Source organism: Agromyces sp. P1_H4, from assembly GCF_056405255.1.
This window is the reverse complement of sequence record NZ_JBFUCL010000090.1, coordinates 1-11443: the sequence shown is the minus strand read 5'-3', so window position 1 is coordinate 11443 and position 11443 is coordinate 1. Positions and strand designations below refer to the sequence as shown.

Annotated in this window: 6 protein-coding genes and 1 pseudogene; 3 read left to right on the top strand and 4 right to left on the bottom strand. The window is 71.8% G+C overall.

Translation table 11 applies throughout. The features are described from left to right. Positions 1 to 161: 161 nt before the first annotated feature. Entirely contained in the window at positions 162 to 3506 is a 3345-nt protein-coding gene (locus AC1DY2_RS07830) for an efflux RND transporter permease subunit (protein WP_476761905.1), read from the bottom strand. A 143-nt stretch (positions 3507 to 3649) separates the two neighbouring features. Here AC1DY2_RS07830 and AC1DY2_RS07825 point away from each other — a divergent pair, with 143 nt between their 5' ends. Beyond that, a complete protein-coding gene (locus AC1DY2_RS07825) occupies positions 3650 to 4756 on the top strand; it encodes a hypothetical protein (protein ID WP_476761904.1) in 1107 nt (368 codons plus the stop codon). Positions 4757 to 4845: 89 nt separating this feature from the next. Then, positions 4846 to 6207 (top strand): chaplin family protein, encoded by a 1362-nt coding sequence (locus AC1DY2_RS07820; RefSeq protein ID WP_476761903.1) that lies wholly within the window; start codon positions 4846 to 4848, stop codon positions 6205 to 6207. Positions 6208 to 6360: 153 nt separating this feature from the next. On the opposite strand, the gene AC1DY2_RS07815 is transcribed toward AC1DY2_RS07820, so the two are convergent. Further along, the gene (locus AC1DY2_RS07815; protein ID WP_476761902.1) at positions 6361 to 8694 is read right to left on the bottom strand and encodes an esterase-like activity of phytase family protein; all 2334 of its coding nucleotides are present in this window, start codon (positions 8692 to 8694) and stop codon (positions 6361 to 6363) included. A 115-nt stretch (positions 8695 to 8809) separates the two neighbouring features. Further along, on the bottom strand, positions 8810 to 9460 hold the full coding sequence (locus AC1DY2_RS07810; RefSeq protein ID WP_476761901.1) for a TetR/AcrR family transcriptional regulator: 651 nt from the start codon (positions 9458 to 9460) through the stop codon (positions 8810 to 8812). A 101-nt stretch (positions 9461 to 9561) separates the two neighbouring features. Between AC1DY2_RS07810 and AC1DY2_RS07805 the strand changes: the two genes are divergently transcribed. Then, positions 9562 to 11091, top strand: coding sequence for an MFS transporter (locus AC1DY2_RS07805; RefSeq protein WP_476761900.1), 1530 nt, complete (start codon positions 9562 to 9564; stop codon positions 11089 to 11091). A gap of 3 nt (positions 11092 to 11094) precedes the next feature. Here AC1DY2_RS07805 and AC1DY2_RS07800 read toward each other — a convergent pair. After that, positions 11095 to 11443: pseudogene (locus AC1DY2_RS07800) on the bottom strand (MocR-like transcription factor YczR); the annotation flags it as partial.

Here is an 11443-nt window from a genome sequence, read left to right as displayed (position 1 = left end):
CGGGGAACACCGGGCGCACGGCGGGTCCGCACCTGCACTTCCAGGTGCAGGCGGACTCCGTGGACTGGGGGCCGTCGGTGCCGCACACCTTCGGGGACGCCTGCGACCAGCCGGCGACCGGCGCGACCGCCACCTCCGACAACGCGCCCTGACCCGGGCAGCTAGGCGTTCTCGGGCACCGGAAGGGGCTCGGGCGCCGGTGCGTCGGGGCCATCCGCGGGGCCGTCCACGGGGCTGCCCCCGGCAGGGCCGCCGCCCGCGTCATCCGTGCCCGCCGCCTTCGCCGCGCGCCGCGCCCGACGACGCTCGCGTCCGCCCTCGACGAGGTCGTAGAGCACCGGCAGCACGATGAGCGTGAGCGCGGTCGACGACACGAGGCCGCCGATCACGACGAGCGCGAGCGGCTGGGAGATGAACCCGCCGTGGCCCGTGAGGCCGATCGCCATGGGCAGGAGCGCGAAGATCGTGGCCAGCGCGGTCATGAGGATCGGCCGCAGACGTCGCGACGACCCGTGCAGCAGCGCGTCGCGCACGTTCATGCCGCGATCGCGGTACTGGTTCACGAGGTCGACGAGCACGATCGCGTTCGTCACGACGATGCCGACGAGCATGAGCACGCCGACGAGCGATGCGACGCCGAGCGGGATGCCGGTGATGACCTGCAGCGCGATCGCACCGGTCGCCGCGAACGGCACCGACACGAGCAGCAGCAGGGGCTGCAGCAGCGAGCGGAAGGTCGCCACCATCACGATGTACACGATGAGGATCGCGGCGAGCAGCGCCAGCCCGAGCTGCGAGAACGACTCCTGCTGGTCGGCCGAGACGCCGCCGATCGACGCCGTCGCGCCGGCCGGCAGGTCGGCGGTCTCGACCGCCGCGGACACCTCGGCGCTCGCGGTGCCGAGGTCGTCGTCGTTCGGCGTCGCGGAGACCGTGGCGCTGCGCAGGCCCTGGACCGTCGTGACCGACGAGGGCCCCTCGACCTGCTCGACGGTCGCGAGCGAGTCGAGGCGCACGAGCCCCGTCGGCGTCGGCACCTCGAGCGCCGAGAGCTCCTCCACCGACACGGGCGGGTTGTCGGAGGCGAGGTAGATGGTGAGCGTCTTCTCGTCGATGACGACGGAGCCCGCCGACTGCGGCTGCATCGCGGCCGAGACGAAGCCGCCGAGGGCGACCTCCGAGTAGCCCGCGGCCGCGGCATCCGCCCGGTTCACCTCGACGGCGACGTACTCGCGCGACTCCGACAGGTTCGACGAGGTCTGTGCGAGCGAGTCGAGCCCGTCGAGCTCCTGCTGCACGGCCTCGGTGGCGGCCTGCAGGTCCTCCGCGTTGGACGCGGTGACGTCGACCGCGATGTCGTTCGAGGCGCCGAAGCCGCTCGAGGCGGCCAGCGTGATGTCGCCCACGTCGTCGAGGTCGTCGAGCTCCTCGCGCACCTCGGCCTGCAGCGCGTCCTGGTCCGCGTCCTCGTCGGTCGTGATCGAGTAGGTGATGGTCGCGCCGTTGCCGCCGCCGAGCGCCGCGGCGAGCCCGCGCCCGCCCGAGCCGATCGACGTCTGCACGGTCTCGACGCCCTCGGTCTCGCGGATGACCCGCTCGACCGGCTGCGAGGCCGCGGCGAGCGCGTCGAGGCTGGTGCCCACCGGCAGCTCCTGCGTGACACGGAACGTGTTCTGGCCGGATGACCCGAGGAAGTTCGTCTTCATGAGCGGCGTGAGCGCCAGGGTCCCCACGAGCACCAGGCTGGCGATCACGAGCGTCACCACGCCGTGCTTCAGCGTCCACGCGATGATCGGCAGGTAGCCGCGCTGCAGGCGCGACGGGTGCTCGAGCTCGTCGACGGCCTGCTTGGGGTTCTCCTCGTCGACGAACGCCGCCGCGGCGACCTCGCCCTCCTCCTCGTGCTTGTGCAGCTTCGCGGGTTTCAGGAACCAGTACGCGAGCACCGGCACGATCGTGAGCGACACGAGCAGCGACGCGGCGAGCGCGATCGTGACCGTCAGCGCGAACGGCCGGAACAGCTCGCCGGTGACCCCCTCGACGAGCGCGAGCGGCAGGAACACCGCGACGGTGGTGATGGTCGACGCCGTGATGGCGCCCGCAACCTCGCGCACCGCGCGCACGATGGTGGTGTCCTTCGGCGCCCCGGCGACGAGATGCCGCTTGATGTTCTCGATGACGACGATGGAGTCGTCGACGACGCGGCCGATGGCGATCGTCAGCGCGCCGAGCGTGAGGATGTTCAACGTGTAGTCGGACGCCTGCAGGCCGATGAACGTGATGAGCACCGACGTCGGGATCGAGATCGCCGTGACGAGCGTGGCGCGCACCGACATCAGGAACACGAGGATCACGATCACCGCAAAGAGCAGGCCGAGCAGGCCCTCGGTCGCGAGGGACTCGATCGACTGCTGGATGTAGGGCGCCTGGTCGAACACGACGGTGAAGGTGGCGCCCGGGTTCGTGGTGTCGAGCGACGACTCGAGGTCGGGCAGGATCTCGCGCACCGCGTTCGACACCTCGACGGTGTTGGCCGCCGGCAGCTTCGTCACCGCGATGGTGAGCGCGGGCTCCCCGTTCACTCGCGAGATGCTGGTCACCGGGTTGTCGGTGAGCTCCACGGATGCCACGTCGCCGATGGTCGTCGCGACGGGCACGCCGACCGTGGCCGGGCCGGCTGCCCCGGCACCCGCCTGGGCACCGGGGAACGCCGCTCCGCCGTCGGACCCGCCGCCCGCGGCATCCGGAGCCGGCTGCTGCTCGGTCGCACCGAGCACCGGAAGCCCGGCGATGTCCTCGACGCTGCCGAGGGTCACGCCGGTCTGCACGGCGAACGTGGAGTCGCCCTCGGTGATCGTGCCGGCCGGCACGAGGAGGCCGTTCTGCTGGAGCGCGTCGCGGATGGCCTGCTGCGAGATGCCGCGGACGGCGAGCTCCTCGGGGTTCGGCGTGATCGTGACGCGCTGCCCGACGTCGCCGATGAGGGTGGCCTCGCGAACGCCGTCGAGGTCGTTGAGCTCGCCGAGGGTCGTTCGGGTGATCTCGTCGGAGMGGGCGCTGATGTCGTCGGCGCCCGTGACCGCGACCTGGATGACCGGGAAGTCGTCGAGGCTGAGGGCGAGCACCTGCGGGTCGACGTCCTCGGGGAGCTGGCCCGCGATGCGGTTCACCGCCGAGAGCAGCTTCTGCTCGGCGAAGGCGAGGTCGGTACCGTACGTGAAGCTCGCCGCGACCCGCGACAGCCCGGTCGAGCTCGTCGTCGAGGTGGACTCGAGGCCCGTGATGCCCTGGATGGCGGTCTCGATCGGGGTCGAGACATCCGTGTTCACGACGTCGGGCGACGCGCCCGGGTACGACGTGACGATGGAGAGCTGCGGGAACTCGATCGACGGCGCGAGCTCCTGCTTGAGGCTCGACAGCGCGAGGCCGCCGAAGATCGCGACGACGATGGTGACGAGCGCGATGAGCGCTCGGTTCTTCATGCTGAGCGCGGCAAGCAGGTGCATCCCCCGATTCTCGCAGGGGCATGCGTACGAGAACGTCACGGGAAGCTGGGAATACATCCATGGCAACCCCCCGAACGGGGGCCGGGCTGGAAAGAGTTTTCACGGTAGCGTCGGAGGGCGGGGGTGAGAGACCGATGATCGAAGTGGATCGCACACGGCAGGTGCCGTGGCTCCGCTACGCCCTCCTGGGCACGATCTTCGCCGCCCTCTGGCTCGCCGTGAGCCTGTTCGCGAGCGCCTCGGGCGCCTCGGCCGACGAGAACCAGCCGAACGGCCAGGGCAAGGGACTGCTCGGCGCCGTCGGCGCCGTGGTCGGGGCGGTCTCGCAGACCACCGCGGCCGTGGGCGACACCGTCGGCACCGTCGTCGAGACGGTCGTCGAGCCGGTCAACACCGTCACTCAGCCCGTCGTCGAGGCGGTTCCCGAGCCGGTCGCTCCGGTCGTCCAGCCCGTCGTCGAGGCCGTTCCGGCCGTCACCACGGCGGTCACCGGTACCGCGAACGCGGTCGTCGGCACGGCCAACACGGCCGTCGGCACCGTCGGCAACGCAGTCTCCGCGACCGCCAAGGCGGCAGCCGGCAGCGGTGCGGTCGGCAAGGTCCTGCACCCGGTCGGCAAGGGCGTCGGGCAGGCGGTCGACTCGACCGTCGGTGCGGTCCCCGTGGTCGGCGCCGTGGTGCCCAAGGGCCTCATCGGCAAGACGGTGGGCGGCGTCGCCGACACCGTCGACGGCACCCTCGAGGCGGTCGTCGGCTCCATGGGACCGCTTCCCACCGACGGCTCCGGCATCCTCCCCCAGCTCCCGTCGATCCCGCTCCTCCCGGGCGGGCCCGGCGGCATCGGAGTGCCCGGCTCGCCCGTGATTCCGGGCCTCGGCGACCCRCTCGGTGCCACCGCGCCGTCGGCCAGCGCCGCCGCGCCGCCCGCGAACGGGCCGTCCGCGCTGCACTCCAACGCGCCGTCCACGACGTCGCAGCCGGGCGCCGACACCACTTCTGTGCCCGCCGACCTGTCGGGCACGATCGCGCCCGCAGACCGCGCTCCGAGCGGCGGCAACGCTCCCGGTTCCCCCGCCTCCGGCGGCGGATCCGGTGGAGCCGGAGCCGGCGGTGCCAGCGGTGCATCCGGAACTTCCGACGCGGCGTTCGCCGCGCTCGGCGCCGACGCCCTCGCGTCGATGGTGCTGAACTCGGTCGACGACGAACTTCCGTCGTCGCCGGTGTTCGACACCGACACCACCCCTGACTGATCGGGGTCCGCTCCGCCTGTCCGCAGGCGGAAACGGTCATTGCTCCCTGCCTCGGGAGCAGACATCCCACATCAGTCAGGAGTTACATCATGAAGCGATTGGCATTGAGGGCGCTGTATGCGACCCTCTTCGCCGGGGGGCTCACGCTCCTCGGAGCCGGGGTCGCCCACGCGTCGGAGACGAGTGGCGACGACGGCATCCTGTCGGGTTCCCAGGTCGGGATCTCGATCGACCTCCCGGTCACCGTGAACGGCAACGGGATCTCCCTCATCGGGGATTCGCAGTCGTCGGATGCGTCGACCGAGGTCTCCTCGGAGCCCGCGTCCGCGCCGGTCGCCGTCACCTCGGGTGACGACGGCATCGGCTCCGGCACGCAGGCGCTSSTCGRCATCTCGGTGCCGGTCACGGTSGGCGGCAACGCCATCTCCGTCATCGGCGACAGCGAGTCGAGCGRCGCCGGCACCGCCGTGGCGACCGGATCCGCGCCCGGCTCCGACGGCGGCAACGCCGCCTGGACGTCGGGCGAGGACTCGATCCTCGGTGGCACGCAGGGCCTGATCGACCTGTCGCTGCCCGTGACGCTGGGCGGCAACGCCATCTCCCTCATCGGCGACTCGTCGAGTGACGGCGCATGGACCGAGGTCGCCTCCGGCGGCTCCGGCTCGGGCACCGGCTCGGGGACCGACGCCTGGACCTCCGGTGAGGACTCGATCCTCGGCGGCACCCAGGTGCTCGGCGACCTCGGCCTGCCGATCACGCTCGGCGGCAACGCCATCTCGGGCATCGGCGACAGCGAGTCCACGGATGCCACGACGGTCGTGGCACCCGGAACCGGGGGCGGTTCCGCCACGACGAACGGATCGGACGGGCTGCTCGGGGGAACACAGCTCATCGCCGACCTGGTCGCACCGATCACCGCCGGCGGCAACGCCATCTCGGTGATCGGCGACAGCGAGTCGACGGATGCCACGACGGTCGTGGGTCCGGGAACCGGGGGCGGTTCCGCGACGACGGACGGATCGGACGGGCTGCTCGGGGGAACACAGCTCATTCCCGACCTCGCCCTGCCCATCACGATCGGCGGCAACGCGATCTCGGTGATCGGCGACAGCCGGACGGACGGAGCGACGACCATCGTCGACCCGACCGACCCGACCGACCCGACCGACCCGACCGACCCGACCGATCCCACGGACCCGACGGATCCCACGGACCCGACGGATCCCACGGACCCGACGACTCCGGTCGACCCGGGAACGCCGGTCGACCCGGGAACGCCGGGTGACGGCGGTTCGACCACCGTCGCCTCCAACGGGACGACCCACGTCGTGGCAGCGTCGACGACGCTCGCCTCGACCGGTGCCGACCTCACGGGCCTGGTGCTGGCGGCGTTCGCGATGCTGGCGGGCCTCGTGCTCGTCGGATTCAGGAGGTTCGCGATCCGACGGTGATGACCACGGGGATCGGCGCGGCCCCTCAGCGCCGATCCCCCCGAGAGCCTGTGCCGCCACCCGATGCKGCGCAGTGGGCCACGGTGTTCGATCCCGTGGTCCGGGGGCGGCGGTCGAAATACCCAGGGGGGCGACCGCCGCCCCGCAACCCTGCTACCGCGAGGCGAAGACGTCGGATGCCGCACCGAGACGGAGGAACACCGTCTCGCCCGTGGCATCCTTCAGCCCGTCGTTGTCGGTGACGGCGTAGACCTGGTCGTCGCCGCCGATGGCGAGCCCCTCGAGCTTCTCCTGCGTCCATCCGTTCCCGGCCCGCAGGGCCGGCAGCACGTCGACCGCGAGCCCCTTGTCGAGTACGGGCAGTTCGCCCGGCGCGCCGAGGCCCGTGATGCCCGCGGCGTCACCGAGCTCGACGGTGTACACGCGCTTCACCGCGGCCGCCGGGCCGATGAGCTTGTCACGCTCGATGACCGCGAGCGTGTCGGCGTCGACCGCCGTGATCTCGGAGAGCCCCATCCAGTCGCCGGGTGCCGTCGTGCCCTCGAGCCGGTAGCCGAACCAGGTCCACGCACCGGTCGCCACGTCGTAGCGGCCGATGCGGGTCACGCCGTCGCCGTCGATGGGGCCGGATGCCGTGGCCGGGTCGGTCCACAGCGGTCGCTGCAGCACGACGAAGACGCGCTCGGCGCCCGCGGCATCCGTCACCGCAGTGACCCCCTCGAGGCCCCACTTGCCGATGTGCGCCGTGATCTCGGCCGGCAGGGCGACGGTCTGCTGCACCGCGCCCGCGGCATCCGTGCGCACGAGCGCGTTGCCGGCGCCGTCGGCGCCCTCGGCCGCGAGCCAGAAGCCGCCCTGCGGGCGGGCGAACAGCCCTTCGATGTCGAGGTTCGCCGGCACACCCGCGTTCGTCACCGCGAAGGAGCGGGTGATGCGGGCGGGGGCGCCGGTCACGTCGACCGAGTAGATCGTGCTCGGCTTCACGGCGGAGTCGCTCGCGGCGAAGAGCGAACCGGTGTCGGCGGGATCCGCCGAGAGGGCGCCGAGGGCCTGCCAGCCGATGGCCTTGCCGTCGACCGAGTCCGAGACGATGCCAGTCTGGTCGTCGACGCCGGGCCCGAACTCGTAGACGTTCACGCTGGCGCGCACGCCGACGGACGCGTCGTCGACCTCGCTCGAGACGACGAGCAGGTCGCGGGCCGGGATCGGCAGCACGCCCTCGGGACCGTTGGTCGCGAAGAGCGTCTGCACGAACTCGGGCTCCCTCGGGTTCGTCAGGTCGTAGACGGCGATGAAGTTCGAGCGCTCGCTCGCCACGAAGGCGTACCTCGTGCCGTCGAACTCGGCGATGGCGAGCCCCTCGGGCTCGGGGCCCTTCTTCGCCGCGCGGTCGTCGTTGTAGACGCCATGGGAGATGGCGAGCTGCTCGAAGGTGTTGCCGGCGTCCCACACGGGGGCGCCCGTGACCACGTCGAAGATCGACCAGCCGCGCGTGCCGCCCACGAGGTCGCCCTCGTTCGCGACGGCGACGTGGCGCCGGTCGACCCAGGCGATCGCGTCGGGCTCGCGGGGCACGTCGACGAGCGAGCCGCTCGCGTCGATGACCTTGTCCTTCTTCGTGTCGAAGCCGTCGGCGGTGACCGTGCCGGCCGAGAACGCCCGTACGAGCAGGCCGGTGCGCGGCTCGACGATGGCGATGCCGTTGTTCTCCTGGAGCGTCACGGCGAGCAGGCCGTCGGGCGAGAACGCGACGTACTCGGGCTCGGGGTCGCCGGGGGCGGTGATGCCGGCGTGCTGCAGGATGCCGGTGGCGAGCTTCGAGCTGAACGAGACGGGCTTGGCCTTCCAGTTCGCCGGCTTCGCGCCGGTGAGCTTCACGACCTGCACGAAGCCGCCCGGAGCCTGGGGCAGGCCGCCCTCGACGCCGCCCACCTCGAGGTCCTCGTCGCGCTGGTTCTCGATCGCGATGGCCGCGTACTTCTGGTCGGGCGAGATCGCGATCGAGTCGGGCTGCCCGCCGAGGTCGATGCTCGCAACCCGCTGCCGGTCGGAGAGCCGCAGCACGTCGAGGCGGCCCTTGGGCGCGGTGAAGTCGCCGCCGGTCTCGTCGATCACGACGAGGACGTACTGGCCCACGATCGACACCGAGGTCGGCTGGTCGTCGGCGTGCCCGAGCTCGGCGAGCGACACCGTGCCGAGGCCGACCGGCGCGGCGGGATCGGTGAGGTCGAGGAATCCGATGCGCTTGCCGAGTGCGTCGGTGGAGACGACGGTGCGGCCGTCCTTCGACACCGCCGAGATCTCCGCGACGGTCGGCGCGGCCGGGTCGACCCCTGCGGGCACGTTCTGGAAGACGGGGTAGGTGGCGGTGCGGTGGAAGCTCGAGGCCTCGTCGGCCGCGAGGGCCGGCATCGCGCCCACGACACCGAGGGCGACGACGGATGCCGCGGCCACGGCCGTGCAGCGCGCGAGTGTTGCTCGCTTCATGCGGGTGTGCTCCTGTCGGGGGAAGGGATGATTCCCCGCAACAGTGCTCCGGATGGGCGACGCCCCGGTGACCGGAGGGTGAACGGCCGGATGCGATCGGCCGCCGCTGGTCGACCTAGTTTGTGCGCGCCTCGGGCGAGATCCCGGCGGCCGGCAGGATGACGTGGTCGATGAGCGACGTCAGGTACGCGGCGTCGAGCGGCTGCTGCTCGACGAGCATGCGGAACGCCGCCATGCCCGAGGCCACCCTCGCCAGCAGCTCGATGTCGCGGTCTGCGGAGATCTCGCCCCGGTCGACGGCCCGCCGCAGGAAGAGCCGATTCACCGCGAGCCTGGGCTCGAGGATCGCCTCGTGCACCGCGGTGGCGAGTTCGGGCGACGTGGAGATCAGGCCGAACAGCCCGCCCATGATGCGCAGCTTGCGCTCGCCCTCCTCGATGGAGCGCGGGCGGATCATCGCGACGAGATCGCCGCGCAGCGTGCCCGTGTCGGGCAACCGCTCGGGATCGAGGTCGGCGGCCTTCATGCACGCGACGGCGTCGAGCACGAGGTCGGCCTTCGAGGGCCATCGGCGATAGATGGTGGCCTTGCCGGCTTTCGCCCGGGCGGCGACCATGTCGATCGTCATGCCGTCGAACCCGGACTCGGCGAGCACGTCGATCGCCGCGTCGAGGATCTCGGGGTCGCGGGTGTGGTCGCGCTTGCGGCCGAGCCGGGGAGCTGGCGCGTCGGACTCGATCTGGGCGGTGGAGTCGGACTGCGCCATTGCGGTCTTCTCCCCTTCTCGCGTGGCGGTCGTGTTGCTGCCATGTTACTTCAGGAACTGTTCATATCCGAAACCGCCCAGTCTCGTATAGAGTGGCGCCCATGACCTCCGCTCCGACCACGACTCCCACGCCCGTCGCGGCGTCCTCCCGCCGCTGGTGGACCCTCGCGACCGTCGCGCTGGCCCAGCTCATGGTGGTGCTCGACGCCACCGTGGTGAACATCGCGCTTCCGGCCGCACAGGCCGACCTCGGCTTCTCCGACGGCGACCGCCAGTGGGTCGTCACGGCCTACTCGCTCGCCTTCGGCAGCCTGCTGCTGCTCGGCGGCCGGCTCTCCGACCTCTGGGGCCGCAAGCGCACCTTCATCATCGGCCTCATCGGCTTCGCGCTCGCCTCGGCCCTCGCGGGCGCCGCACCGACCTTCGGCGTGCTCGTCACCGGCCGCGCGCTGCAGGGCGCATTCGCCGCGCTCCTCGCGCCCACGGCCCTGGCGGTGCTCACGACGACGTTCACGATCCCCAAGGAACGCGCCCGGGCGTTCGGCGTCTTCGGCGCGATCGCGGGCGCGGGCGGCGCCATCGGCCTGCTCCTCGGCGGCTTCCTCACCGAGCAGTTCAACTGGCGCTGGAACCTCTACATCAACGTGTTCATCGCGGCCGTCGCGATCGTCGGCGCCGCCCTGTTCGTGCGCCACGTGGCACGCACCGGCCCGCGTCCGAAGCTCGACCTGCCCGGCACGATCCTCATCTCGGGCGCGCTGTTCCTCCTCGTCTACGGGTTCTCGAACGCCGAGACCGAGGGCTGGGACTCGCCGATGACGTGGGGCATGCTCGCGGCATCCGCAGTGCTGCTCGTGGCGTTCGTGCTCTGGCAGCGCCGGGCGACCCACCCGCTGCTCCCGCTGCAGATCGTGCTCGACCGCAACCGAGGCGCCGCCTACCTGTCGGTCTTCATCGCGGGCGCCGGCATGTTCGGCATCTTCCTCTTCGTCACGTATTACCTGCAGACGTCGCTCGGCTACTCGCCGATCCAGACGGGGCTGGCGTTCCTGCCGATGATCCTGATGCTCGTGCTCGCCGCGCAGCTGTCGACCAACCTCTTCGTGCCCAGGTTCKGCCCGAAGGTCATGGTGCCGATCGGCATGGTCATCGCCGCGACCGGCATGGTCATCCTCACCCACCTCGACGCGCAGAGCACCTACGTCGCCGACGTGCTCGCGCCGCTCATGATCCTCGGCTTCGGCATGGGCTCGATCATGCCGGCGTCCATGCAGACGGCCACGTTCGGCGTCGAGCGGTCGTTCGCGGGCGTCGCGTCGGCCATGGTGAACACCAGCCAGCAGGTGGGCGGATCCATCGGCACCGCGTTGCTGAACACCCTTGCGGCGACCGCGGCCACCGACTACATCGCGTCGCACACGCCGCCGACCGAGGCCGTGCTGTCGGATGCCGCGATCCACAGCTACGCGGTCGCGTACTGGTGGGGCGCCGGCCTGTTCGCGGTGGGCGCGGTGATCGCGGCGCTCCTGTTCCGCCGTCGCACGGACGGCCCCTCCATCGCGGCGCCCCGCGGCGAGCGCACCGAGACCGCGCCGGCTGACGACGAGCCGGTGATCGCGACGGGCGTCTGATCCTCAGACCACGGAGGCCAGCAGCTCGGGTTCGGGCTCGGTCACGGGGGTGCGGGCGAGCGACCGCCAGGCGCGCGCGAGCGCCAGCACCGCGGCATCCGTCGTCTCGGGGCTGTAGCAGATGGGCAGCCGGAGGAACCGCTCGAACGCCCCGTCGACCCCGAACCTCGGGCCGGCGGCCACGATGAGCCCCTCGCGGCGGGCGCCCAGCGCGAGCTGCGAGCTCACCGGCGCACCGAGGCCGGCCCAGGTGACGATGCCGCCGGTGACGCGCGGCACGTCCCACTCGGGCRGGTGCAGGGCGACGAGGTGCTCGAGGCGGTCCCGGCCGGCGCGGAGCTGTTCGCGCCGC

What these genes read in the sequence shown, in the direction of transcription:
- AC1DY2_RS07815 (WP_476761902.1), bottom strand. Translation starts at nt 8,694, where the DNA reads ATGAAGCGAGCAACACTCGCGCGCTGCACGGCCGTGGCCGCGGCATCC.
- AC1DY2_RS07810 (WP_476761901.1), bottom strand. Translation starts at nt 9,460, where the DNA reads ATGGCGCAGTCCGACTCCACCGCCCAGATCGAGTCCGACGCGCCAGCT.